This is a genomic window from Streptomyces sp. NBC_01450, from assembly GCF_036227505.1.
Classification (GTDB): Bacteria; Actinomycetota; Actinomycetes; order Streptomycetales; family Streptomycetaceae; genus Streptomyces.
The window spans coordinates 8,282,495-8,307,570 of sequence record NZ_CP109480.1; the positions used below are offsets into that span (position 1 = coordinate 8,282,495).

General features: G+C 70.1%; 20 protein-coding genes. 17 read left to right on the top strand and 3 right to left on the bottom strand.

What is annotated here, in order from left to right; all coding sequences use genetic code 11:
• Positions 1-65: 65 nt before the first annotated feature.
• The 12 genes from rapZ to OG568_RS36815 all read left to right on the top strand — a co-directional run bounded on the left by rapZ (position 66) and on the right by OG568_RS36815 (position 14,578).
• Positions 66-953 carry an RNase adapter RapZ gene (gene rapZ, locus OG568_RS36760; protein WP_075026813.1) on the top strand — a complete coding sequence of 296 codons (888 nt, stop codon included), beginning with the start codon at positions 66-68 and terminating at the stop codon, positions 951-953.
• Positions 950-2,020 carry a gluconeogenesis factor YvcK family protein gene (locus OG568_RS36765; protein ID WP_266415211.1) on the top strand — a complete coding sequence of 357 codons (1,071 nt, stop codon included), beginning with the start codon at positions 950-952 and terminating at the stop codon, positions 2,018-2,020. The genes rapZ and OG568_RS36765 overlap by 4 nt, the downstream gene beginning before the upstream one ends.
• A complete protein-coding gene (whiA, locus tag OG568_RS36770; RefSeq protein ID WP_010987695.1) occupies positions 2,011-3,000 on the top strand; it encodes a DNA-binding protein WhiA in 990 nt (329 codons plus the stop codon). The genes OG568_RS36765 and whiA overlap by 10 nt, the downstream gene beginning before the upstream one ends.
• A 163-nt stretch (positions 3,001-3,163) precedes the next feature.
• Positions 3,164-6,121 carry a M14 family metallopeptidase gene (locus tag OG568_RS36775; protein WP_329534662.1) on the top strand — a complete coding sequence of 986 codons (2,958 nt, stop codon included), beginning with the start codon at positions 3,164-3,166 and terminating at the stop codon, positions 6,119-6,121.
• A 189-nt stretch (positions 6,122-6,310) separates the two neighbouring features.
• On the top strand, positions 6,311-7,321 hold the full coding sequence (gene gap / locus OG568_RS36780) for a type I glyceraldehyde-3-phosphate dehydrogenase (protein ID WP_329534663.1): 1,011 nt from the start codon (positions 6,311-6,313) through the stop codon (positions 7,319-7,321).
• Between the two features lie 129 nt (positions 7,322-7,450).
• The gene (locus tag OG568_RS36785) at positions 7,451-8,662 is read left to right on the top strand and encodes a phosphoglycerate kinase (RefSeq protein WP_266415245.1); all 1,212 of its coding nucleotides are present in this window, start codon (positions 7,451-7,453) and stop codon (positions 8,660-8,662) included.
• A gap of 6 nt (positions 8,663-8,668) precedes the next feature.
• Positions 8,669-9,445 (top strand): triose-phosphate isomerase, encoded by a 777-nt coding sequence (gene tpiA, locus OG568_RS36790; protein ID WP_329369463.1) that lies wholly within the window; start codon positions 8,669-8,671, stop codon positions 9,443-9,445.
• A 125-nt stretch (positions 9,446-9,570) separates the two neighbouring features.
• A complete protein-coding gene (secG, locus tag OG568_RS36795) occupies positions 9,571-9,807 on the top strand; it encodes a preprotein translocase subunit SecG (protein ID WP_079054207.1) in 237 nt (78 codons plus the stop codon).
• Between the two features lie 236 nt (positions 9,808-10,043).
• Complete coding sequence (locus OG568_RS36800; RefSeq protein ID WP_075026247.1) at positions 10,044-10,379, top strand: RNA polymerase-binding protein RbpA; 336 nt, start codon at positions 10,044-10,046, stop codon at positions 10,377-10,379.
• Positions 10,380-10,568: 189 nt separating this feature from the next.
• The gene (locus OG568_RS36805; protein ID WP_329534664.1) at positions 10,569-11,837 is read left to right on the top strand and encodes an MFS transporter; all 1,269 of its coding nucleotides are present in this window, start codon (positions 10,569-10,571) and stop codon (positions 11,835-11,837) included.
• A 72-nt stretch (positions 11,838-11,909) separates the two neighbouring features.
• Positions 11,910-13,562, top strand: coding sequence for a glucose-6-phosphate isomerase (gene pgi / locus OG568_RS36810; RefSeq protein WP_266581784.1), 1,653 nt, complete (start codon positions 11,910-11,912; stop codon positions 13,560-13,562).
• Between the two features lie 101 nt (positions 13,563-13,663).
• Positions 13,664-14,578 (top strand): hypothetical protein, encoded by a 915-nt coding sequence (locus OG568_RS36815; RefSeq protein ID WP_329534665.1) that lies wholly within the window; start codon positions 13,664-13,666, stop codon positions 14,576-14,578.
• 20 nt (positions 14,579-14,598) lie between these two features.
• Here the strand turns inward: OG568_RS36815 and OG568_RS36820 are convergent, their stop codons facing one another.
• From OG568_RS36820 to OG568_RS36830, 3 genes are read right to left on the bottom strand one after another with little or no spacing between them, the layout of a single operon-like run.
• Positions 14,599-16,890 (bottom strand): ABC transporter permease, encoded by a 2,292-nt coding sequence (locus OG568_RS36820; RefSeq protein ID WP_329534666.1) that lies wholly within the window; start codon positions 16,888-16,890, stop codon positions 14,599-14,601.
• A gap of 5 nt (positions 16,891-16,895) precedes the next feature.
• On the bottom strand, positions 16,896-17,642 hold the full coding sequence (locus OG568_RS36825; protein ID WP_329534667.1) for an ABC transporter ATP-binding protein: 747 nt from the start codon (positions 17,640-17,642) through the stop codon (positions 16,896-16,898).
• The gene (locus OG568_RS36830) at positions 17,639-18,154 is read right to left on the bottom strand and encodes a PadR family transcriptional regulator (RefSeq protein WP_266415262.1); all 516 of its coding nucleotides are present in this window, start codon (positions 18,152-18,154) and stop codon (positions 17,639-17,641) included. Before OG568_RS36830 ends, OG568_RS36825 begins: the two co-directional genes overlap by 4 nt.
• Before the next feature lie 177 nt (positions 18,155-18,331).
• On the opposite strand from OG568_RS36830, the gene OG568_RS36835 reads away from it, so the two are divergent.
• The 5 genes from OG568_RS36835 to OG568_RS36855 all read left to right on the top strand — a co-directional run bounded on the left by OG568_RS36835 (position 18,332) and on the right by OG568_RS36855 (position 25,066).
• A complete protein-coding gene (locus OG568_RS36835; protein WP_266581776.1) occupies positions 18,332-19,603 on the top strand; it encodes an ABC transporter substrate-binding protein in 1,272 nt (423 codons plus the stop codon).
• 211 nt (positions 19,604-19,814) lie between these two features.
• Entirely contained in the window at positions 19,815-21,452 is a 1,638-nt protein-coding gene (locus OG568_RS36840; RefSeq protein ID WP_329534668.1) for a glycoside hydrolase family 13 protein, read from the top strand.
• Positions 21,453-21,540: 88 nt separating this feature from the next.
• On the top strand, positions 21,541-22,866 hold the full coding sequence (locus OG568_RS36845) for an ABC transporter substrate-binding protein (RefSeq protein WP_329534669.1): 1,326 nt from the start codon (positions 21,541-21,543) through the stop codon (positions 22,864-22,866).
• A gap of 5 nt (positions 22,867-22,871) precedes the next feature.
• On the top strand, positions 22,872-24,230 hold the full coding sequence (locus OG568_RS36850) for an ABC transporter permease (protein WP_329534670.1): 1,359 nt from the start codon (positions 22,872-22,874) through the stop codon (positions 24,228-24,230).
• Positions 24,227-25,066: a carbohydrate ABC transporter permease gene (locus OG568_RS36855; RefSeq protein WP_266415271.1), complete on the top strand. Its 840-nt coding sequence runs from the start codon at positions 24,227-24,229 to the stop codon at positions 25,064-25,066. The genes OG568_RS36850 and OG568_RS36855 overlap by 4 nt, the downstream gene beginning before the upstream one ends.
• Positions 25,067-25,076: the final 10 nt, after the last annotated feature.

The following is a 25,076-nucleotide window of genomic DNA, read 5'->3' on the forward strand; positions in this document are numbered from 1 at the left end:
CCGGGCCGCAGACCGGACAGACGGCCGAACCACAGGCCGACGACGAGACCCAGGGGGGTACGACGATGGAGACGCCCGCGGTGCCCGAAGCCGCCATCCCCGAGCTGGTGATCATCTCCGGGATGTCCGGGGCGGGCCGGTCGACGGCCGCCAAGTGTCTGGAGGACCTCGGCTGGTTCGTCGTCGACAACCTGCCGCCCGCGCTGATCCCCACCATGGTGGAGCTCGGCGCCCGCTCCCAGGGCAACGTGGCGAGGATCGCGGTCGTCGTCGACGTACGCGGCCGCCGCTTCTTCGACAACCTCCGCGAGTCCCTCGCCGACCTGGAGGCGAAGAACGTCACCCGCAGGATCGTCTTCCTGGAGTCCTCCGACGAGGCCCTGGTGCGCCGCTTCGAGTCCGTGCGCCGCCCGCACCCCCTCCAGGGCGACGGCCGCATCGTCGACGGCATCGACGCCGAGCGCGAGCTGCTGCGCGAGCTGCGCGGCGACGCCGACCTGGTCATCGACACCTCCAGCCTGAACGTGCACGAGCTGCGCGCCAAGATGGACGCCCAGTTCGCCGGCGAGGAGGAGCCCGAGCTGCGGGCCACCGTCATGTCCTTCGGCTTCAAGTACGGCCTTCCGGTCGACGCCGACCTGGTCGTGGACATGCGTTTCCTGCCCAACCCGCACTGGGTCCCGGAGCTGCGCCCCTTCACCGGCCTGAACGAGGAGGTCTCGGCGTACGTCTTCAACCAGCCCGGCGCCAAGGAGTTCCTCGACCGCTACACCGAGCTGCTCCAGCTCATCGCCGCCGGCTACCGCCGCGAGGGCAAGCGCTATGTGACCATCGCGGTCGGCTGCACCGGCGGCAAGCACCGCTCGGTCGCCACCTCCGAGAAGCTCGCCGCCCGCCTCGCCTCGCAGGGCGTGGAGACCGTGGTCGTTCACCGGGACATGGGGCGCGAGTGACCGGACGTGCCGCACTGCGGCTGAGCAGGCTGCGCCGGGTCGCCTCCGAGGGACGCGGCGACAGGCCCGTCGAGGCGCGCGGTGGGAAGCCGCGCCGCCGCGGCGCCCAGCCCAAGGTCGTCGCCCTCGGCGGCGGCATGGGGCTGTCCGCCTCGCTCGCCGCGCTGCGCCGGATCACCGGCGACCTCACCGCCGTCGTCACCGTGGCCGACGACGGCGGCTCCAGCGGGCGGCTGCGCGACGAGCTGGGCGTGCTGCCGCCCGGCGACCTGCGCAAGGCCCTGGCCGCGCTGTGCGGCGACGACGACTGGGGCCAGACCTGGGCCCGCGTCATCCAGCACCGTTTCCAGTCCCAGGGCGATCTGCACGAGCACGCGGTCGGCAATCTGCTGATCGTGGCCCTGTGGGAACAGCTCGGCGACCACGTCCAGGCCCTGGACCTGGTCGGCAGGCTGCTCGGCGCGCACGGCCGGGTGCTGCCCATGTCCGCCGTACCCCTGGAGCTCCAGGCCCTGGTCAAGGGGCACGACCCGGAGCGGCCCGAGGACGTGGACACGGTACGGGGACAGGCGACCGTGGCCCTCACCCCCGGCGAGGTGCAGTCCGTGCACGTCGTCCCCGCCGACCCGCCCGCCGTCCCCGAGGCCGTGGCGGCGGTCCTCGACGCGGACTGGGTGGTGCTCGGCCCCGGCTCCTGGTTCTCCTCGGTGATTCCGCACCTTCTCGTGCCCGAGCTCCTCGATGCGCTCACCGAGACGAAGGCGCGCCGGGTACTCTCCCTGAACCTCGCCCCGCAGCCCGGAGAAACCGAGGGCTTCTCCCCGCAGCGTCATTTGGAGGTTTTGGGACGACACGCCCCTAAACTCGCCCTGGACGTGGTGCTGGCCGACGAGGCCGCCGTGCCCGATCGCGACTCACTCACCGACGCCGCCAAGCGGTTCGGCGCCGCGGTCGAGCTGGCGCCGGTGGCCCGGACCGACGGATCTCCGCGGCACGACCCGGAGCTGTTGGCCGCCGCGTACGACCGTATTTTTCGGATGCATGGAAGGATCGGCCCATGGCGATGACGGCAGCGGTGAAGGATGAAATTTCCCGGCTCCCCGTCACCCGGACCTGCTGCAGAAAGGCGGAGGTCTCCGCCATTCTGCGGTTCGCCGGCGGCCTCCACCTGGTGAGCGGCCGGATTGTGATCGAGGCGGAGCTGGACACCGCGATGGCGGCGCGCCGGTTGAAGCGGGACATTCTGGAGATCTTCGGCCACAGCTCCGAACTGATCGTGATGGCGCCCGGCGGTCTGCGCCGCGGCTCCCGGTATGTCGTACGCGTCGTCGCGGGCGGCGACCAGCTGGCCCGCCAGACGGGGCTGGTGGACGGCCGTGGGCGCCCGATCCGGGGCCTCCCGCCGCAGGTGGTCTCGGGGGCCACCTGCGACGCCGAGGCGGCCTGGCGCGGGGCCTTCCTCGCGCACGGCTCGCTCACCGAGCCGGGTCGCTCCTCCTCCCTGGAGGTGACCTGCCCGGGTCCGGAGGCCGCGCTCGCCCTCGTCGGCGCCGCCCGTCGGCTGTCGATCGCGGCGAAGGCCCGCGAGGTGCGCGGCGTGGACCGCGTGGTCGTACGCGACGGAGACGCGATCGGCGCGCTGCTCACCCGCCTCGGAGCGCACGAGTCGGTGCTGGCCTGGGAGGAGCGGCGGATGCGCCGCGAGGTCCGCGCCACGGCGAACCGGCTCGCCAACTTCGACGACGCCAACCTGCGCCGCTCGGCCCGCGCCGCCGTCGCCGCGGGGGCGCGTGTGCAGCGCGCCCTGGAGATCCTCGCGGACGAGGTGCCGGAGCACCTCGCGGCCGCCGGACGGCTGCGCATGGAGCACAAGCAGGCCTCCCTGGAGGAGCTGGGCGCGCTCGCCGACCCGCCGCTGACCAAGGACGCCGTCGCCGGCCGGATCCGCCGGCTGCTCGCGATGGCCGACAAGCGGGCCCAGGACCTCGGCATTCCCGGGACGGAGTCGAACCTCACCGAGGAGATGGCGGACAACCTCGCGGGCTGACCTGTCCGATCGATCGTCAGAAGCTCAACACGCCGGTGCCGATGCCCACTTGGGGCATCGGCACCGGCGTTCGTGTTCCTGTGAGGCGCCCTTGACTTGACCATGAAGTGTCATGAGCCTGGCATCTGTTCGCTGCTGTGGCGGACTGACGCAAGGGGGGCTCATGAGTCGAAGAGCGAGAGCGATCCTCGCTACGGGCGCGCTCGTGCTGGGCGGTGCGGGCATGGCACCCATCGCCCAGGCGCAGAACGGCGGTTCACCCAAGCCCGACGCGAACGCCGTCAAGGTGTTCCACGCCGAGATCACGAAGCAGCAGATACCCCTGCTGCTCGCGGCCGGGCAGGACGGCCACGAACTCGGCGACACGACGTGGAAGAACGGCAGAAGCACGGTCGAGGTCTACGTCACCGACCAGCAGGCCAAGAAGCTGGAGAAACAGGGCGTCGAGCTCACCGAGCACACCCTGACGGCCAAGGCCGAGGCGCGGGTGGAGGACGCGGCCCAGGGCGTGTTCCGCCCGTACAGCGGCAAGGGCAATCTCCAGGAGGAGATCGTCAACACCGGCGCCGCCCACCCCGACCTCACCAAGGTCGTCTCCATCGGCAAGACGGTCAACGGCCAGGACATCCTCGCGCTCAAACTGACCAAGGGCGCGAAGAAGACGAAGGACGGCTCGAAGCCCTCCGTGCTGTACATGTCCAACCAGCACGCGCGCGAGTGGATCACGCCCGAGATGACGCGGCGTCTGATGCACTACTACTTGGACAACTACTCCACGAACAAACGCATCAAGAAGATCGTCGACTCCACCGAGCTGTGGTTCGTGCTGTCGGCCAACCCCGACGGCTACGACTACACGTTCAAGGACGCCGACGCCCGCCAGTGGCGCAAGAACCTGCGGGACGTGAACGGCGACGGGGTCATCTCCACCGGTGACGGCGTCGACCTCAACCGCAACTTCGCCTACAAGTGGGGCTACGACGACGAGGGTTCGTCACCCAACCCCACCAGTGAGACCTACCGTGGCACGAGCCCCGGCTCCGAGCCCGAGACCAAGGCGCTCGACGCCTTCGAGAAGCGGATCGGCTTCACGTACGGCATCAACTACCACTCCGCCGCCGAACTGCTCCTCTACGGAGTGGGCTGGCAGGTGGCGACGCCCACCCCGGACGACGTGCTCTACAAGGCGCTCGCCGGAACCCCCGAGAACTCCGCGATCCCGGGCTACCACCCCCAGGTCTCCTCGGAGCTCTACACGACCAACGGCGAGGCGGACGGCCACGCGGGCAACATCAATGGCATGGCGATGTTCACCCCCGAGATGTCGACCTGTCAGACCGCCTCGGACATCGACCCGAACGACGCCTGGAACGCGGCCGACTGCGCCTCGGTCTTCACCTTCCCGGACGACGAGAAGCTGATCGAGCAGGAGTTCGAGAAGAACGTCCCGTTCGCGCTCTCCGTCGCCGAGACCGCGGCCCACCCCGACCGGCCGTCGTCCTCGGTGGGCCTCGACGCCCCCGACTTCACCCCGGCCCCCTTCACGACGTCGTACTCCCGCGGCGCCGACCAGGAGGTCTCCGTCGTCGTCCGCAAGTCCGTACGCGACAAGGAGCTCAAGTACCGCGTCAACGGCGGCCGTACGCTGGACATGGCGCTCAAGGCCTGGAAGGGCGGCGAGACCTACGGCGGCACGGACAACCTCTACTTCGACGAGTACCGCGCCAAGGTGAAGGACGGCGACCCCGGCGACAAGGTCGAGGTGTGGTTCACCGGTGAGACCAAGAGCGGCAAGAAGACATCCAGCACGCACTTCACGTACACCGTGGCCCAGCGGCCCAGTGCCGACACGCTGGTCGTCGCCGAGGAGGGCGCGACCGCCACACAGTCCCAGGCCTACGTCGACGCCCTGAAGGCCAACGGCAAGAAGCCCCTCGTCTGGGACGTGGCGACCCTGGGCGCACCCGACGCGCTCGGCGTGCTCGACCACTTCAGGACGGTCGTCCACTACACCGGCGCCGCCCGGCCGGGCAACGCCACCCAGCTCCAGCTGCGCGCCTTCCTCAACGAGGGCGGCAAGCTGATCGAGGCGGGCGAGCAGGCCGGCGGCAACGTCGACCTCGGCGGCGGCACCCTTTCGAACGACTTCAGCCAGTACTACCTGGGCGCCTACTCCCGCACGTCCACCCCGGGGGCCAACGGATTCACCGGCTCCGGGAAGCTCACCGGCTTCACGGGGGCGCTCGGTGACGCGCCCGGCAACCCGCTGAACACCGCGGGTACCTACGGCGTCACCTCGGACTCGCTGGCCCCCGCGCAGTACCCGCAGTTCGCGTCGAGCGCGGGAGCGGGCCAGTTCGCCGGGACCGTCAACCCGTACGGGCCCTACGCGGGCTCGTACATGGCCGCCGCCGTGCACACCGACGACGCCTACAAGCGCCTCACCCGGACCATCGACCTCACCGGTGTCAGCGCCGCCGACAAGCCGACGTTGCGCACCCAGCTCCTGTGGGACACCGAGCCCGGCTACGACCACGCGGTGCTCGAGGCCCACACCACCGGGGCCGACGACTGGACGACGCTCCCCGAGGCGGGCGGCGCCACCAGCGCCACGGTGCCCGCGGAGTGCGAGGCCGGATTCCTGGTCAGGGAGCACCCCTTCCTCAAGCACTACCTGACCGTGAGCTCCGCCGGCTGCGCCAACACCGGTACCAGCGGGGCGTGGAACAGCTTCACCGGCGCCTCCAGCGGCTGGCAGCAGGTCGGCTTCGACCTCAGCGCGTACGCCGGCAAGTCGGTCGAGGTGTCGCTGAGCTACATCACCGACCCGAACACCGGTGGTCACGGCGTCCTCGCGGACAACGCCTCCCTCGTCGTCGGCGGGGCGGCCACCGACACCGAGGGCTTCGAGTCCTCCCTCGGACCCTGGAGCGCCTCGGGGCCGCCCCCGGGCAGCCCCGCCCTGCTCAAGGACTGGGCGCGCTACGGAGAGTTGTTCAAGACGTACGGCGGTATCACCACCGACGACACGGTGCTGCTGGGCTTCGGCCTCGAGCATGTCACCGCGGCGGCCGACCGTGCGGCCCTCGTCAAGAAGGCGCTCGGGGCGCTGAACGACTAACCCTGTGTGACTATCTCGTCAACATCGAGGGTGTTCCGTACCCCTACTGGTGGGTACGGAACACCCTGCCGTGTATGGGGCATCTCGATGTCACCGCAGACGCTTCAGGGAGGTAGGGTCGTAGGCGGTCGGGGACATCCCATACAACTCGCCGGCACTGAGTCGGCGTACCAACGAGGAGATCGGTTCGTGACGATCCGCGTAGGCATCAACGGCTTTGGCCGCATCGGTCGTAACTACTTCCGCGCGCTGCTGGAGCAGGGTGCTGACATCGAGATCGTGGCTGTCAACGACCTGGGTGACACCGCGACCACTGCTCACCTTCTGAAGTACGACACCATCCTGGGCCGCCTCAAGGCCGAGGTGTCGCACACCGCCGACACGATCACCGTCGACGGCCACACCATCAAGGTGCTCTCCGAGCGCAACCCCGCCGACATCCCGTGGGGTGAGCTGGGCGTCGACATCGTCATCGAGTCGACCGGCATCTTCACCAAGAAGGCCGACGCCGAGAAGCACATCGCCGGCGGCGCCAAGAAGGTCCTGATCTCGGCTCCGGCCAAGGACGAGGACATCACCATCGTGATGGGCGTCAACCAGGACAAGTACGAGCCGGCGAACCACCACGTCATCTCCAACGCCTCCTGCACCACCAACTGTGTGGCGCCGATGGCCAAGGTGCTCGACGAGAACTTCGGCATCGTCAAGGGCCTGATGACGACGGTCCACGCGTACACGAACGACCAGCGCATCCTGGACTTCCCGCACTCGGACCTGCGTCGCGCCCGCGCCGCCGCCGAGAACATCATCCCCACCACGACCGGCGCCGCCAAGGCCACCGCCCTGGTCCTCCCGCAGCTCAAGGGCAAGCTGGACGGCATCGCCATGCGCGTCCCGGTCCCGACCGGTTCGGCCACCGACCTGGTCGTGCAGCTGCAGCGCGAGGTCACCAAGGACGAGGTCAACGCCGCGTTCAAGAAGGCCTCCGACGACGGCGACCTCAAGGGCTACCTGTCGTACACCGAGGACCCGATCGTCTCCTCGGACATCGTCGGCGACCCGGCCTCCTGCACCTTCGACTCCTCCCTGACCATGGTCCAGGAGGGCAACTCGGTGAAGATCCTCGGCTGGTACGACAACGAGTGGGGCTACTCCAACCGCCTCGTCGACCTCACGGTCTTCGTCGGCGGCCAGCTCTAAGTCCCGGAGCAGGCACCTCTGATGTGAGAGCAGGGCTCGGGCAGCGCACAGCCGCGTTGTCCGAGCCCTGCTCTGTGCACGGATCGATCCAGCCCTCCCGGACAACAGAGCCCTCCTAGGAGTCACCTCATGAAGACGATCGACGAACTTCTCGCCGAAGGTGTGGACGGCAAGCGGGTCTTCGTCCGCGCCGACCTCAACGTGCCGCTGGCCGACGGCCTCATCACCGACGACGGCCGTATCCGCGCCGTCCTGCCCACCATCAAGGCGCTGACCGAAGCGGGCGCCAAGGTGGTCGTCGCCTCGCACCTGGGCCGCCCCAAGGGCGCCCCGGACCCGGCGTTCTCCCTGCTGCAGCCCGCCGAGCGCCTCGGTGAACTGCTGGGCGCCCCCGTGGCGTTCGCCCAGGACACCGTCGGCCCCGCCGCCCACGACGCCGTGAACGGCCTCCAGCCGGGCCAGGTCGCCGTGGTCGAGAACCTGCGCTTCAACCCGGGCGAGACGTCCAAGGACGACACCGAGCGCGGCGAGTTCGCCGACCAGCTCGCCGCCCTGGCCGACGTCTACGTAGGCGACGGTTTCGGTGCCGTGCACCGCAAGCACGCCTCCGTCTACGACCTCCCGGCGCGCCTTCCGCACTACGCGGGCTACCTCATCGCCACCGAGGTCAACGTCCTGAAGAAGCTCACCGAGGACGTCAAGCGCCCCTACGTCGTCGCGCTCGGCGGCGCCAAGGTCTCCGACAAGCTCGCCGTCATCGACCAGCTGCTCGGCAAGGCCGACCGTCTGCTCATCGGCGGTGGCATGGCGTACACCTTCCTCAAGGCCAAGGGCTACGAGGTCGGCATCTCCCTCCTCCAGGAGGACCAGGTCCCGGCCGTCAAGGAGTACATGGACCGCGCGGAGAAGAACGGCGTCGAGCTGGTCCTCCCCGTCGACGTCCTGGTCGCCCCGGAGTTCCCGGACCTGAAGACCAAGGCCCCGGCCAACCCCACCACCGTCGCCGCGGACGCCATCCCCGCCGACCAGGAGGGCCTGGACATCGGTCCGGAGACCCGCAAGCTGTACGCCTCGAAGCTCGCCGACGCGGCCACCGTCTTCTGGAACGGTCCGATGGGCGTCTTCGAGCACCCCGACTACGCCGAGGGCACCAAGGCGGTCGCCCAGGCCCTCGTCGAATCCCCGGCCTTCACGGTCGTCGGCGGTGGCGACTCCGCCGCGGCCGTCCGCATCCTGGGCTTCGACGAGAAGGCATTCGGTCACATCTCGACCGGTGGCGGCGCCTCCCTCGAATACCTCGAGGGCAAGACGCTCCCCGGCCTCGCCGCACTGGAGGACTGACCCCGCATGACGACCCGTATGCCGCTCATGGCGGGCAACTGGAAGATGAACCTCAACCACCTCGAGGCCATCGCGCACGTCCAGAAGCTCGCCTTCGCCCTGGCCGACAAGGACTACGAGGCCTGTGAGGTCGCCGTCCTGCCGCCCTTCACCGACCTGCGCTCCGTGCAGACCCTGGTCGACGGCGACAAGCTCAAGATCAAGTACGGCGCGCAGGACCTCTCGGCGCAGGACTCCGGTGCCTACACCGGCGAGATCTCGGGCCCGATGCTGTCCAAGCTGAAGTGCACGTACGTGGCGATCGGCCACTCCGAGCGCCGGCAGTACCACAACGAGACCGACGAGATCGTCAACGCCAAGGTCAAGGCCGCCTTCAAGCACGGCCTGACCCCGATCCTGTGCGTCGGCGAGGAGCTGGACATCCGCGAGGCGGGCAACCACGTCGCGCACACGCTCTCCCAGGTCGACGGGGGTCTCAAGGACGTCCCCGCCGAGCAGGTCGAGTCGATCGTGATCGCGTACGAACCGGTCTGGGCCATCGGCACCGGCAAGGTCTGCGGCTCCGACGACGCCCAGGAGGTCTGCGCGGCGATCCGTGCCCGGCTGGCCGAGCTGTACTCCCAGGAAGTGGCCGACCAGGTCCGCATCCAGTACGGCGGCTCCGTGAAGTCCGGCAATGTCGCCGAGATCATGGCGAAGCCCGACATCGACGGCGCCCTGGTCGGCGGTGCCTCCCTGGACGCCGACGAGTTCGTCAAGATCGTCCGCTTCCGCGACCAGTAAGTATGCGCTAGCGGCGATTCGTCGTACCCTTGCGGGGGTCGTGGCCTTCGGAGTGGGCTCGGTGTGCTCACCCAGTAGGCTTCGGCCCCCGTCGTCCGTTCAGTTCCGAGGAAGTTGGTCCAGCCGTGGTTTTGGGGTTCTCGATCGCCCTGATCGTCTTCAGCCTGCTGCTGATGCTGCTTGTGCTGATGCACAAGGGGAAGGGCGGCGGCCTCTCCGACATGTTCGGTGGCGGCATGCAGTCGTCCGTCGGTGGCTCCTCGGTCGCCGAGCGCAACCTCGACCGCATCACCGTGGTGCTCGGTCTGCTCTGGTTCGCGTGCATTGTCGTGCTCGGCATCCTGATGAAGGTCAACAACTGATCACCGACCGACTTCGGTACGGCAGCACAACTGCACATTAGGCAAGCACATTCCGCACGTAAGGCCCCATGTCCGGTACGCGCCCCCAGGCGCGGCCTATCATGGGGCTTGCGTCTAGGGGCGGGGGTGTAACTCCAATCACTGGACGCGCGTTGGGCCTTACGTAGACTGAGGCGCTCGCAGCGAAGCGTCACGCCGACTCGCTTCGCGGCACCATCACGCAGGGAGTTACGACCGTGGCAAGTGGCAACGCGATCCGAGGAAGCCGGGTCGGGGCGGGGCCGATGGGCGAGGCCGAGCGCGGCGAGTCCGCGCCGCGGCTTCGCATCTCCTTCTGGTGCTCCAACGGGCACGAGACGGTGCCCAGCTTCGCCAGCGACGCGCAGGTTCCCGAGACCTGGGACTGCCCGCGCTGCGGCTTTCCCGCCGGACAGGACCAGGACAACCCGCCGGACCCGCCGCGCACCGAGCCGTACAAGACGCACCTCGCGTACGTACGGGAGCGGCGCAGCGACGCGGACGGCGAGGCGATCCTCGCCGAGGCGCTCGCCAAACTGCGGGGCGAGATCTAGGAATTGAGAACCGGCCGGGCACCGAGGTGCCTGGCCGGATGTATTTCGTACGCCGGGCCGCGCACGGGCGCGCCGCCGGGGCGTACCGCCGTGCCGACCGGCTCGCGGAGTGTCCGCGGCGCCGCCGCGAGGCCGATTGTCAGTGGTGCGCTCTACGGTTCTTGAAGTGGCGGAACCGGAGGGGGCGTTGTGACGACGGTCGAGGCGGCGGGGGTGCGGGCACCCGCGTGGCGCGGGGGGTTCGGGCGGCTGTGGAGCGCGGCGGTGGTGTCGCGTTTCGGGGACGCCCTGCGCACCGCCGCGCTGCCGCTGCTCGCCGTGCGGCTCACGGACGATCCGCTCGTCATCGCCTCCGTCACGGCCTGCGGCTACCTCCCCTGGCTCCTCTTCGGGCTGCTGGGCGGCGCGGTCGCGGACCGGGTGGACCAGCGGCGGGCGATGTGGGCCGTCGACACCGTACGTGGCGGGCTGGTGGCCTGCTTCGCCCTCGCCGTCGGGCTCGGGCACGCCACGATCGGCCTGCTGATCGCGCTCGCCTTCGCCCTGACCACCCTCCAGACGCTGTTCGACAACGCGTCCACGGCCCTGCTGCCCTCCCTGGTGGACAAAGAGACGCTGGGCAGCGCCAATGCCCGGCTGATGACCGGCCAGCAGTTCGCCGGCGGCTTCCTGGCGGGCCCCTTCGTGCCGCTGCTGCTCACTCTCGGGGCCGCCGCGCCGTTCGCCGCCGACGCGGCGACCTATCTGCTGGCCGCGGCCCTCGTGGCCTCCCTGCGGATCCGGGCGCCCGAGCGGGAGCCCCGGCCCGCCGGGAGCACCCTGCGGGCGGAGGTGGCGGAAGGAGTGCGCACCCTGTGGCACGACACGGCGCTGCGCGCGGTCTGCGTGGCCACACTCCTGTGCAACATCGGCATGGGCGCCCTGATCGCCACGCTGGTCCTGCACGTGACCGGCTGGCTGCACGCGGGAAACGCGGGCTTCGCGGCCGCGATGACGGCCTACTCGGCCGGGTCCCTGGCCGGGGGAGTGCCGGCCCAGTGGATCGCGCGCCGGATCGGACGGGTACGGAGCCTGTTCCTGTGCGGATGCGTCCAGACGGCGGCCCTGGTACTCCTCGGCACCGTCCGCCACCTGGGTGCACTCCTCGTGGGCATCGCGCTGCTCGGAGTGATGGGCATGGTGTGGAACGTCAACCAGGTCACGCTGATGCAGCAGCGCAGCCCGGCGGCGATGATGGGCCGCGTCAGCTCCGCGTTCCGCACCGCCTCCACCTCCGGGGCCCCGCTCGGCGCCCTGCTCGGCGGCACCGTGGCGGGGGCCTACGGGCTGAACGCGCCCGCGCTGTTCGCGGCCGTCCTCTTCGCGCTCGCCGCCACCTCGCTGATACCCGCGCGTCTGGCGGACGTATCTGTTGTTGAGCCGGACGACGGCGCTACGACAGCTCACGTCAAGCCCTGATCAATTAGGTTGGGACCGGCAGTGGGGCGAGGCAAGCAGCAGCACACGCAGGAAAGAAGGCGGAAGCCAGAAATGAACGCAGACAGCCGTGCCAGGCTCAACCAGACGCCCGAGTGGACCGCTCTGGCCAAGCACCGCGAGGAGCTCGCCGAGACCCATCTGCGGGACCTGTTCGCAACCGACCCCGGGCGCGGAACGGGGTACACCCTCCAGGTCGGCGATCTGCACGTCGACTACTCCAAGCACTTGGTCACCGACGAGACACTGCGGCTGCTGCGGGAGCTGGCCGCGGCGACCGACGTCTTCGGGCTGCGGGACGCGATGTTCCGTGGCGAGAAGATCAACGTCACCGAGAACCGGGCCGTGCTGCACACCGCGCTGCGGGCCCCGCGCGACGCGGTGATCGAGGTGGACGGGGAGAACGTCGTCCCGGCCGTGCACGCCGTGCTCGACAAGATGGCCGCCTTCTCCGAGCGGGTCCGCTCCGGCGAGTGGACCGGCCACACCGGCAAGCGCATCAAGAACGTCGTGAACATCGGCATCGGCGGCTCCGACCTCGGTCCGGCGATGGCGTACGAGGTGCTGCGCTCGTTCACCGACCGCGACCTCACGGTCCGCTTCGTGTCGAACGTGGACGGCGCCGACCTGCACGAGGCCGTCCGTGACCTGGACCCCGCGCAGACGCTCTTCGTCATCGCCTCGAAGACGTTCACCACGATCGAGACGATCACCAACGCGACCTCCGCGCGCAACTGGCTGCTGACCGAGCTGAAGGCCGGTCAGGAGGCCGTGGCCAAGCACTTCGTGGCGCTGTCGACCAACGCCGAGAAGGTCGCCGACTTCGGCATCGACACGGCCAACATGTTCGAGTTCTGGGACTGGGTCGGCGGACGGTACTCGTACGACTCGGCGATCGGCCTGTCCCTGATGATCGCGATCGGGCCGGACCGCTTCCGGGAGATGCTCGACGGGTTCCACCTCGTCGACGAGCACTTCCGCACCGCGCCCGCCGAGACCAATGTGCCGCTGCTGATGGGCCTGTTGGGCGTCTGGTACGGCAACTTCCACGATGCCCAGTCGCACGCGGTGCTGCCGTACTCGCACTATCTTTCGAAGTTCACGGCGTATCTGCAGCAGCTGGACATGGAGTCCAACGGCAAGTCCGTGGAGCGCGACGGGCACGAGGTGGAGTGGGAGACCGGCCCGGTCGTGTGGGGGACGCCCGGCACCAACGGGCAGCACGCGTACTACCAGCTCATTCACCAGGGCACGAAGCTGATCCCGGCGGACTTCATCGGATTCGCCGAGCCGGTCGCCGATCTGCTGCCGGGCCTGGTCGCCCAGCACGACCTGCTGATGGCGAACTTCTTCGCGCAGACCCAGGCCCTCGCCTTCGGCAAGACGCCGGACGAGGTGCGCGCCGAGGGCGTGCCCGAGGAACTGGTGCCGCACAAGACGTTCAAGGGCAACCACCCGACGACCACCGTCCTCGCCAGGGAGCTGTCGCCGTCGGTGCTCGGCCAGCTGGTCGCCCTCTACGAGCACAAGGTGTTCGTCCAGGGCGCGATCTGGAACATCGACTCCTTCGACCAGTGGGGTGTCGAGCTCGGCAAGGTCCTCGCCAAGCGCGTCGAACCCGCGCTGACCGAGGGGGCTCAGGTGCCGGGCCTGGACGAGTCCACGAAGGCGCTGGTCGCCAAGTACCGGGAGCTGCGCGGCCGCTAGACGCGGGCGCGCGAGGGTCACGGAAAGCGGGCGGCGGGAGTCCGTCCGCTTCCCGTAGACTCCCGGGCGATCACGCAGGAGAAGGCTCGGGGGAGCGGAAGTTGGCTGGTTCGCAAGGAAGTTGGACGGGTGGCACGCTGACGGCGAGGTCGTTTCTGAGGCCGAAGCGGGTGGCGGAGGCGGTGTTCCATCCGGCGTGGATCCCGGAGGCGGTCGATCCGGGGGTGGAGCGGCTCAAGCGGGTTCGGGTGATCGCCGGGGCCGTCGCGGCGGTCGGTGTCTACACCTTCGTGGAAGGCGGGTTCGCCTTCACGGAGATGCTGCAGAACATGCTGACGGCGTCCGCCGTACTGCTGTTCATCACGCCGTTGACCGTCGGGGCGATGCTCTTCGTCTGGCGGCGCACCGGGACGGTTCGCCAGCTGCGGGTGCCGCTCGGCAACTCGTTCAAGCTGCTGCTGGCCTTCGTCGGGTCCATCGTCCTGACGGTGATGATGTGGTGGCTCGCGGCCGGGGCCGGGTGGTTCGCCCTGGTGCTGGGGCTGGTGGCGCTCTGGCTGACCGGGTTCGTCGGCTCGGGTGCGGTGAAGGTGTCCGGCAACTTCTTCGGTACGGCCGCGGTGCATCGCTGTCTGCCGCCGTTGCTCGCCACCGTGACGACGTGGCTGATGGCCATTCCGGACCTCGCCACGGGAGATCTGCACGGGCTCAGTCTTGGGATGGGGTTCGTCTTCATTCTGGGGGCGCCGGTGACGGTCACGGGGATCGCCGCGCTGGAGATGTACCGGTTGCGCAGGCGGCACGGGATACGGCTGAGGGCGCATCCGGCGTCGGTGCCGCCGCCGCGGCCCACGTACGCGCCGGGGGCCGGGTATGTGCCGCCGCGGGGCAACCCGTACGGGCCGGGTCCGGCGTACACGTACAACCAGGACAACCTCTATGCGCCGGGGCCGCGGAACCCGTACCACCAAGGACCGCGGAACCCGTACAACCAACACGACCCGCACGGGTTCTGACGGCGCTCGCAGGCTCGGGCTCAGGCCACCGCGCTCAGGGTGTCCGCGAGGCGGCGTCGGGCGGCGCGGCCCGCGGGGAACGCGGCGAGGGCGGCGGCACCCAGGACCGCGGCCAGACCGAACAGCGACAGCAGGAGGGGGGACGGCCCCCCGGCGATACCGGCGCCGATCCCACTCGACTTCCCCTGGGCGTCGATCAGCCAGTGCGCCAGAGGCAGCCCCAGCGCCGTACCCGCGAGGACCGCTGCCAGCGCGGTACAGGCGGTGCCCGTGACGGTGACCGCCGTGATCTGCCGCGGGGACAGCCCGATGGCCTTGAGCGCCAGCAGGTCCCGCTCGCCCTCGCGCACGGTGCCGCCGATCGCGGTCAGCAGCTCGATGAGCCCGATGAGGGCCAGCACGGCGATCAGCCCGATGACGACGCCACGCAGCGGCGAGAGGCCGTCGGCCGGGTTGGTCACGGCGTGCACGTCCAGGTGCCCGTGCCCGGCCGCGGTCAGCTCGGCGGCGACCTTGCCCGGGTCGGCGCCGGGGCGCAACTGGAGCTGGTAGAGAGTCGGGCGGAGCTCCGGGTCGTTCTCGCGCAGGGTGTCGAGCGAGGTGGAGATGACGCGGCCGCCGTTCTCCGGCTCGATGCTGCGGCCGACGATGTGCAGGATCTGCGGGCGCGCGCCGACGGTCATCCGCACCCAGTCCCCGACGCGCACGTCCAGCAGGTCGAGCAGCCCCTGACCGGCCACCGCCTCGTCGGGCCCGCGGGCCGGGCGGCCCTCGGCCAGCGCGAACGGGTACGGGTCCCGGTGCGTACCGAGTCCGCGCAGTGCGATCGTCGCCGTCTGGCCCGGAACCAGAGCGGCCACCTCGGCGCCCGGGTGCACGGCGGTGACCTGTGCGTTCCGGGCGAGCAGGGCGCGGGCCGCCGGATCGCCGAGACTCTCGTCCGGGTGCGCCGTGAGCGCGGCCGCGAGACCGATCCGCTCGGGTTCGCTGTGGAAGCGGTCGATGGTGGTCCAGGCGCTCAGCGCGACCACGATCAGCAGCAGGGGCAGGGCGAGCCGGGCGACCGTGGCCAGCGAGCGCGGCCGCCGCGGGAACGCCTGGTGCCAGCCCAGCACGAGCGCGGGGGGCAGCCGCAGTCCGAGCGCCCGGCGGGCCACGCCCGACAGGCGGCCGGCCGGCGGTGCCGCGGCCCGCAGCACCGGCACGGGGGGCACCCGGCCCGCCCGCCACGCCGCGATCCCGGTCGTCGCGCCGATGAAGAGCACCGCGGCCACCGGTACCGCCAACAGTGCCGCGGTGTGCCCGGGCAGTCCCTGCCAGACGCCCAAGGCGTCGCCCAGGCGGCCGGGGATCCGGCTCCCCAGCGCCTGGGTGAGCGTGGCGGCGACCAGGGCGCCCAGCGACGCGTACACCACGTGCTGGATCAGGAAGATGCGTACCACCTGGGCGGGCGTGAACCCGATCGCCTTCAGTACCGAGATGTCTCGCAGATGGCCGCGGATACGGGTGCCGATCGCGCCGTACACGGCGAGCGCGGCGGCGAGGAGCGCGCCGAGGCCGAACAGGCCAAGGACCTGTCCCAGCAGCCGGTTGTCGCCCTGGGCCTCGGCGCGGGCCTGCTGCCAGTTCGACACCTGGGTGACCGCGCCGGAGCCGAGCGCCGTCACCGCGCGCTGCACGGCGTAGTCCGTGTCGCCGGGATCGGTCAGACGCAGACCGATGACCTGGCCCGTACGTCCGTCCGCGCCTCGCACCGCGGAGGGCAGTGCCCAGACGACCCCCGACCGCTCGCCGGGGCGGTAGCGGGGCTCGGCGCTGTCGGCCACGCCCAGGACGGTCAGGGTGCGTGCGGTGCCGGGCACGGTGAGTGTGTCCCCGGGCTCGGCCCACAGCGCACGGGCGAGGCTGTCCTCCAGGACGACTCCGTCGGGCCGGTCCTGGTCGAGCCAGTGACCGGAGACGAGCAGCGGCCGACCGGTGGCGGGCGGCTCGACGGCGCCGCGCAGCTCGACATAGGCACGGGTGCCGCGTGACTCGACGGTGGCGGACGCGGTGCGGTACGGACCCGCCACGGACTCGACGCCGTCCAGCCGCGCGAGCTGCCCGGCGTCGGCGGACGCGCCGGTGTGGATCCACACATGGGCGCCGCGCGACTGGGTGAAGACGCGCTGCCAGGGGTTCGTCGCGTATCCGAAGAGTGCCGCGGCGAGCAGCAGCGAGGCGACGATCCCCGCGGTGGCGAGCACGATGAACAGCGCCTCGCCCCGATGCGTGCGCAGATCGGCATGCGCCCAGCGCAGAGTGGCCCGCACGCCGCTCAGTCCCTCAGTTCCAGCACACCGGATATCCCGGCGCCGCGCGACGGCGTGCCGTCGAGTTCCGCGTCGTCGGCGATGCGGCCGTCGAAGAAGCTGATCACGCGGTCCGCGGCGCTGGCGAGCCGGGCGTCGTGGGTGACGAGCACGATGGTCTGACCGCGCTGGTGGAAGCGGGACAGCAGCCGCATCACCTCGCGGGTGCCCTTGCTGTCCAGGCTGCCCGCGGGTTCGTCGGCCAGCAGCAGGGGCGGATGGTTGACCAGCGCCCGGGCCAGGGCGACGCGCTGCTGTTCGCCGCCGGACAGCTCACCCGGCATGCTCCGCCCCTTGCCCTCCAGGCCCAGCTCGGACAGCAGCCGCTCGCGCTCGGCGCGCGCCTGCCGGGGGGAGACCCCGGCGAGCAGGGCGGGCAGCTCCACGTTGTCGGCGACCGACAGATTGGAGACCAGGTTGAAGAACTGGAAGACGATGCCGATGCGCCGTCGCCGTTCCACCGCCCAGCGCGCCTCGCTGTACCCGTCCGTGCATTCGGCGTCCAGCCAGACGCTGCCGGAGTCGGGCCGCTGGAGGCCGCCGAGGAGGTGCAGCAGCGTCGACTTGCCGGCGCCGGACGGGCCGGTGACGGCCACGAACTCGCCCTGGCGCACGGCAAGATCCACTCCGCGTACGGCATACGCAGGGGCGCCCTCGCCGTAGTGGGTCTTGACCAGGCCCTCGGCGCGCAGCAAAGGACCGGTGTGGCTCATTCCAGCTCCTCCAGTTCCTCCTGGCAGCGCTCCAGCCAGTCAAGATCGGCCTGCAGGTGCAGCATGGCGCCCTCGATCAGCAACTGGGAGATGCGGTTGTCCCGGTCCTCGGCCGCGGCGAGCTTCGACAGGTTGCGCATGGTGTTCAGATACTGCCGCCGCTGCCTGTTGATCAGGGCGATCTGGTCGGCCAGGCCGGTCGTCGGGGCGAGTGCGAGTTTCATGAAGAACTCGTCCCGTACCCGGGGCTCGTCCGCCGTCTCCTGGTACCAGGCCTGCAGCGCCTCGCGCCCGGCGTCGGTGAGGTGGTAGATCTTCTTGTTGGGTCGGCTCGACTGTTCGACTTCCTCGCCCTCGATCAGTCCCGTCTTCTCGAGGCGGCCGAGCGTGACGTAGATCTGGCCGACGTTGGGCTGAGGGTACGCGGAGCCCAGCAGTTGCTCAAGGTCCTGCTTGAGCTCGTACCCGTGGGCCGGGCCTCGCGCCAGCAGGGCCAGGAGGGGCAGCCGCACCCGTGCTCTCCTCCCCGCATCCTCGTTATGTGCCGCGCACCGATGTCAGGTCGTCGCCCGGTCGATGTGGCCGGAGACCAATGTGTCGCAGGCCCTAGTATCGCCCATACCTAACAGGTATACATGGCCACTGACGTCGGGCGAAGGTGCCCGACGCCGGTGTACAGGGAGGAACCTATGCGGTGGATACGTGCCGCCGGTAGGGGCCTCCTGGTCACAGCGGTGGTCCTGACCGGTTACGTCGCCTCCGGCACCCCCGCCGACGGGGCGCACGGCGCCGGTCGCGGCCCGCTCACCCTGGCGACCGCGGGCGATCTCACCGGCTATCTGGGGCCACTGCTCGAAGGGTGGAACCGTACCCACCCCGGCGAGAAGGTGACCCTCGTCGAACTCCCGGACTCCGCCGACGAGACGCACGCGCAGATGACGACCGACCTGCGCGGCGGCGGCAGAAGCCGCTTCGACGTCCTCAACATCGACGTCGCCTGGACCTCGGAGTTCGCCGCCGCGGGCTGGATCTCCCCGCTGGACCCCGGCCGCTTCCCGCTCCACAGTTTCCTGCCGCCGGTCGTGGACACGGCGACGTACGACGGAAGGCTGTACGCGGTCCCGTATGTCACCAACGCGGGACTCCTCCTGTACCGCGAGGACGTCCTCGCCAAGGAGGGCGTCGCGCCGCCGCGGACCTGGGCCGAGCTGGAGCGACAGGCGAGAACCATCGCCCCGAAGTACGGACTCGACGGTTACGCCGGCCAGTTCCTGCCCTACGAGGGTCTCACCGTGAACGCGGCGGAGGCGGTCTACTCGGCGGGCGGCACGATCCTCGGCGACGAGGGCGAGCGCGTCACCGTGAACTCCGAGGCGGCCCGAGAGGGCATCGGGTTCCTCGCCGACGGCGTACGTGACGGCTGGATTCCGAAGAAGGCGCTGACGTACAAGGAAGAGGAGTCGAAACAGGCCTTCCAGGACGGCCACCTCCTCTTCCTGCGCAACTGGCCCTACGCCTACGTCGGTGCTTCAGGCAAGGGATCGGCGGTCGCCGGGAAGGTCGGCGCGGTCCCCCTGCCCGGACCCGACGGACCGGGCACGAGCGTGCTGGGCGGCTCCAACCTGGCCGTCAACACGCATGCGCGGCACCCCGATTCGGCCGCGCGCCTGATCGCGTACCTCACGACCGAGCGGGCGCAGCGCCAGGTCCTGACCAAGGGTGCGCTGCCACCCGTACGGGCGGCGCTGTACCAGGACCCGGAGCTGATCCGGGAGTTCCCCTATCTGCCCACGCTGCGCGCCAGCGTCCTCGCGGCCGCCCCGCGCCCCAAGAGCCCGCGTTACGACCAGGTCAGCCTGGTCGTGCAGGCCGTGGTCCACGACGCGATGACGGGGCACGAGACGCCTTCCGCGGCGGTACGGCGGCTGGCGCGCGAGCTGGCGGCCATCTCACGCCGGTAGCGCGCCGGTAGCACCCCGGCGGTGCCCTGGTTGGCCCGCTGATAGTTACTTGTTAGGTAACGGGAGCATCCCATCTCCGGGTTCCGCGCCCGAAAAGTCCGCATATAACTTCCCAACTTCCCGGTTCGTGCTGCCTACTCGTTGACACTCGCGCGACACGCCTACCTAACATGCATGCATAACCACAGGCACGCACAGACAGGTCCAACGGGTGACCCTCAACACGCACCGCTGGTGGCGCGACGCAGTGATCTACCAGGTGTACGTCCGCAGCTTCCTGGACAGCACCGGTGACGGCATCGGCGATCTCGCCGGGGTTCGCGCGGGCATGCCGTACCTCAAGAAGCTCGGTGTCGACGGCATCTGGCTGAGCCCCTTCTACCCCTCGCCGCAGCACGACCACGGCTACGACGTCGCCGACTACTGCGACGTGGACCCGCTCTTCGGCGACCTCGCCGAGTTCGACCTGCTGATGACCGACGCCCGCCGCCTCGGCGTCAAGGTGCTCCTGGACATCGTCCCCAACCACTGCTCCAGTGAGCACCCGTGGTTCCGTACCGCGCTCGCGGCGGAGCCGGGCAGCCCGGCCCGTGCCCGCTTCCACTTCGCCGACGGACGCGGCCCGTATGGCGCCGAGCCGCCCAACAACTGGCACGCCATGTTCGGCGGACCCGCCTGGTCCCGCGTCACCGAGGCGGACGGCAACCCCGGCCAGTGGTACCTGCACATGTTCACGTCCGAGCAGCCCGACCTGAACTGGCGCAACCCCGAGGTCGGCGCGCACTTCGACCACGTGCTGCGGTTCTGGCTCGACCGGGGCGTCGACGGCTTCCGCATCGACGTCGCCGCCGGTCTCTTCAAGCACCCCGGCCTGCCGGACTCGCCCGACCCGGAGGCCGACGCCCGCACCCGCGACTCGGTCAACCCGCTCGCCTGGAACCGGCCCGAGGTGCACGACGTGTGGCGCCACTGGCGGTCCGTCTGCGAGGAGTACACCGGGCGCGACGGCCGCGACCGGCTGCTGGTCGGCGAGGTCTCGGTACCGACGGCCCGCGAACACGCCCAGTACGTACGCCCGGACGAGCTCCACCAGGCCTTCTTCTTCGACCTGCTCAGCGCGCCCTGGGACGCCGACGCCTTCCGCAAGGTCATTTCCGAGGCCATGCAGGACATAGCCGGCACGGGATCGACGGTCACCTGGGTCCTCAACAACCACGACCAGGTCCGCACCGTCACCCGCTACGGCGAGCTCGGCACCGAGGGCAGCGGCCTCGGTACGGTCCGTGCCCGCGCCGCCGCACTGCTGATGCTGGCGCTGCCCGGAGCCGCGTACATCTACCAGGGCGAGGAGCTCGGGCTGCCCGAGGTCGTCGACCTGCCCGACGACGTGCTGACGGACCCGATCTTCCGCCGTACGGGAAGCCGCGCCCGTATCCGCGACGGCTGCCGGGTGCCGCTGCCCTGGTCCGGGCACACCTCGCCGTTCGGCTTCACCTCGGGCGCGGAGAGCGCCAAGCCGTGGCTGCCGCAGCCCGCCTACTTCGCCGAGTACGCCACCGACCGCGCGCTCGCCGACACCCGTTCCTTCTGGCACCTCTACCGCGACGGGCTCCAACTGCGTGCCGGGCTCCCGCAGTTGGGCGAGGGCGCGCTGCGCTGGCTTGAGGCGCCGCCCGGCGTCCTCGCCTTCGTCCGCGGCGACGGCCTGGTGTGCGCGGTCAACTTCGACGCGGCCCCGACGCCCGCACCGGTCTCCGGCACCCCCTTGCTGTCCAGCGGCCCCTGTCCGGCCGGCGTCCTGCCCGGCTCGACGGCCGCCTGGTGGATCAGCGACTGCACGAATCCCTGACCGTCCCCTCCTCTGCTTTCCGTTCCCCCGGTTTCCGTCGATTCCTCTGGTTTCCGTCAATTCCCCTGCCCTGAAAGGGACATCAACGATGATGCGACGACGTACGACCCTGCTCGCGAGCTGCACCGCCCTCGCCCTGGCCCTCGGCGCCACCGCCTGCGGAGGCGGGCCCGTGGCCGCCGGAGGCGGCGGTAAGTCGCTCAGCGGCCAGACGATCACCGTGGCCGGTGTCTGGTCCGGCAGCGAGCAGAAGAACTTCCAGAAGGTCCTGGACGCCTTCACCGCGAAGACGGGCGCCAAGACCCAGTTCGTCTCCACCGGCGACAACGTCTCCACGGTCGTCGGCAGCAAGATCGAGGGCGGCAACGCCCCCGACGTGGTGATGGTCCCGCAGGTCGGCGTCCTCCAGCAGTTCGCGAAGGAGGGCTGGCTCAAGCCGCTCTCCAAGACCACCGAGCAGTCCGTCGACACCAACTACGCGAGCGTCTGGAAGAAGTACGGCAGCGTCGGCGACACCCTGTACGGCCTGTACTTCAAGGCCGCCCACAAGTCGACCGTCTGGTACAGCCCCGCCGCGCTCGACCAGGCGGGTGTCAAGCCGCCGACCACGTACGACGCCATGCTGAAGGCCGGACACACCGTCTCCGACTCGGGTCTCGCCGCCTTCTCCGTCGCCGGACAGGACGGCTGGACCCTCACCGACTGGTTCGAGAACATCTACCTCTCCCAGGCGGGCCCCGAGAAGTACGACGCCCTGGCCGCCCACCGGCTGAAGTGGACCGACCCGACCGTGGTCGAGGCGCTCACCACCCTCGGCGAGCTCTTCAAGGACAAGCAACTGATGGCCGGCGGGCAGAAGGGGGCCCTGAACACGGACTTCCCCGGCTCCGTCGAGAAGGTCTTCGGGCCCAAGCCCGAGGCGGGCATGGTCTACGAGGGCGACTTCGTCGCCGGGGTCGCCAAGGACCAGTTCGGCAAGAAGATCGGCCAGGACGCGAACTTCTTCCCCTTCCCCGCGGTCGACGGCGGCAAGGCGCCGGTGGTCAGCGGCGGCGACGCGGCCGTGGTCCTCAAGGACGGCAAGAACCAGAAGGCCGCCATGACGTTCCTGGAGTACCTGGCGACCCCCGAAGCGGCCGCCGTCTGGGCCGGGGCGGGTGGCTTCCTCTCCCCGAACAAGAAGCTCGACCTCGCCTCCTACAGCGACGACATCGCCCGTGAGACCGCCAAGTCCCTGGTCGCCGCCGGGGATTCGGTCCGCTTCGACATGTCCGACCAGGCCCCCGCCGCGTTCGGCGGCACCAAGGGCGCCGGCGAGTGGAAGATCCTCCAGGACTTCCTCCGTGACCCCTCGGACCCGAAGGCGACCGCGGCCGAACTGGAGAAGGCCGCGGCCAAGGCGTACCAGGGCTGATCGCCATGACCGCCACCCTCGTGAAAGAGGCGAGCCCTCCGGCCGCCGGCATGGCCGACCACAGACGGCGCGCCAGACGCCGCGGCCGGATCGTCGCCCTCGTCTTCGTCCTCCCCGCCCTGCTCCTGCTCGGCGCGCTCGTCGTCTACCCCGTGGTCTTCTCCGTGGGGCGCAGCTTCTTCGACGCCTCCGGCAGCCGGTTCGTGGGCGGCGACAACTACACCGAGATGTTCCGCGACCCGGCCACGCTCAAGGCCGTACGCAACAGCGCCATCTGGGTCGTCGTCGCGCCGACGCTGCTCACCGGACTCGGCCTGGTGCTCGCCGTCCTGGTCGAGAAGATCCGCTGGGCCACCGCGTTCAAGCTGCTGCTGTTCATGCCCATGGCGGTCTCCTTCCTGGCCGCCGGCATCATCTTCCGGCTCGCGTACGACGAGGACCCCGACAAGGGTGTCCTGAACGCCGCCGTGGTCGGCGTCCACGACGCGTTCGAGGGAACCTCGTCCTATCCGACCGCCCGCACCCGCGACGGCCGAGGCCTCACCAAGGGCGCCGACGGCTCGTACCGTACGACCGCCTCCGCCTCGCCCGGCCACACGGTCGGCCTCGGCCTCGTCGGCGTCCTGCCCAAGGACCTGCCGAAGGAGGCGAAGCCCGCCTACACGGCCGCAGGGCAGAAGGCGGCCCGGGACGAGCTGCGCGGTGTCGTCTACCTGGACTTCACACCCGGCGGGGGAGGGAAACAGGGCCGGGTCGACCGCGGGGAGAGCGGACTGCCCGAGATGAAGGTCGAGGCGGCGCGCGACGGGAAGACGGTCGCGAGCACGACCACCGCGGCCGACGGCTCCTTCCGCTTCCCCGGGCTGGACTCCGGCTCGTACACCGTGCGGCTGCCCGCGTCGAACTTCAGCCCGCCGTACGAGGGTGTGTCCTGGCTCGGTCCGGCGCTGGTCACCCCCGCCATCATCGGCGCGTACCTGTGGATCTGGACCGGCTTCGCCATGGTGCTGATCGGCGCCGGACTCGCCGCCCTGCCGCGCGACGCGCTGGAGGCGGCCCGGATGGACGGCGCCAACGAGTGGCAGATCTTCCGCCGGATCACCGTGCCGCTGCTGGCACCCGTGCTCACCGTGGTCTTCGTCACGCTCGTGATCAACGTGATGAAGGTCTTCGACCTCGTCTACATCATCGCGCCCGGCCCCGTGCAGGAGGACGCCACCGTGCTGGCCACCCAGATGTGGCTGGTGTCCTTCGGCGGAGGCAACAACCAGGGCCTGGGCAGCGCACTCGGTGTGCTCCTCCTGCTCCTGGTCGTCCCCGCCATGGTCTTCAACGTCCGCCGCTTTAGAAGGAGTCAACGATGAACGCGCTCAGGCGGGGGCTCGGCAACGGCCTGGTGCAGGCGTTCCTGGTGGTCGTCGGCCTGGTCTGGGTCACCCCGCTCGCAGGGCTCTTCCTCTCCTCGATGCGCTCGGCGCGGGACACCGCCGAAGGAGGCTGGTGGACGGTGCTGACCAGCCCCGGTCAGCTCTCCTTCGACAACTACTCCGCCCTCCTGGGCAATGCGGGGATGACACGGGCGTTCTGGAACACCGTGCTGATCTCCGTGCCGGCCACCGTCCTCGTCGTGGTGATCGCGGCCCTCGCCGGATACGCCTTCGCCTGGCTGGAGTTCCCCTTCCGGGACACGATCTTCCTTGTCGTGGTGGCGTTGTTGGTGGTGCCGGTTCAGATCGGGCTGCTGCCGGTCGCCAAACTCTTCGGCGCGCTGGGGTTGTTCGGCACGATTCCCGGTGTCGTGCTCTTCCACGTCTCCTATGGGCTGCCGTTCGCCATCTTCCTGCTGCGCAACTATTTCGCGGAGATGCCGAAGGAGATGCTGGAGGCCGCCCGGATGGACGGAGGCAGCGAGTGGCGCATCTTCACCCGGCTGGTGCTGCCGGTCGGACGTCCGGCCATCGCGAGCCTGGCCATCTTCCAGTTCCTGTGGGTGTGGAACGACATGCTGGTCGCCCTGCTGTTCGCCGACAGTTCCTCGCAGCCGTTGACGGTCGAACTCCAGTCCCAGATACGGCAGTTCGGCAGCAACATCGATGTACTGGCACCGGGGGCGTTTCTGTCGCTGATCGTTCCGGTGGCGGTGTTCTTCGCCTTCCAGCGGCACTTCGTGCAGGGGGTGATGGCCGGGTCGGTGAAGTGAGGGGCTTTCT

What these genes read in the sequence shown, in the direction of transcription:
- pgi (WP_266581784.1), top strand. Translation starts at nt 11,910, where the DNA reads ATGAACGCAGACAGCCGTGCCAGGCTCAACCAGACGCCCGAGTGGACC.
- whiA (WP_010987695.1), top strand. Translation starts at nt 2,011, where the DNA reads ATGGCGATGACGGCAGCGGTGAAGGATGAAATTTCCCGGCTCCCCGTC.
- rapZ (WP_075026813.1), top strand. Translation starts at nt 66, where the DNA reads ATGGAGACGCCCGCGGTGCCCGAAGCCGCCATCCCCGAGCTGGTGATC.
- OG568_RS36835 (WP_266581776.1), top strand. Translation starts at nt 18,332, where the DNA reads ATGCGGTGGATACGTGCCGCCGGTAGGGGCCTCCTGGTCACAGCGGTG.
- OG568_RS36775 (WP_329534662.1), top strand. Translation starts at nt 3,164, where the DNA reads ATGAGTCGAAGAGCGAGAGCGATCCTCGCTACGGGCGCGCTCGTGCTG.
- OG568_RS36825 (WP_329534667.1), bottom strand. Translation starts at nt 17,642, where the DNA reads ATGAGCCACACCGGTCCTTTGCTGCGCGCCGAGGGCCTGGTCAAGACC.
- OG568_RS36785 (WP_266415245.1), top strand. Translation starts at nt 7,451, where the DNA reads ATGAAGACGATCGACGAACTTCTCGCCGAAGGTGTGGACGGCAAGCGG.
- OG568_RS36850 (WP_329534670.1), top strand. Translation starts at nt 22,872, where the DNA reads ATGACCGCCACCCTCGTGAAAGAGGCGAGCCCTCCGGCCGCCGGCATG.
- OG568_RS36855 (WP_266415271.1), top strand. Translation starts at nt 24,227, where the DNA reads ATGAACGCGCTCAGGCGGGGGCTCGGCAACGGCCTGGTGCAGGCGTTC.
- tpiA (WP_329369463.1), top strand. Translation starts at nt 8,669, where the DNA reads ATGACGACCCGTATGCCGCTCATGGCGGGCAACTGGAAGATGAACCTC.
- OG568_RS36845 (WP_329534669.1), top strand. Translation starts at nt 21,541, where the DNA reads ATGATGCGACGACGTACGACCCTGCTCGCGAGCTGCACCGCCCTCGCC.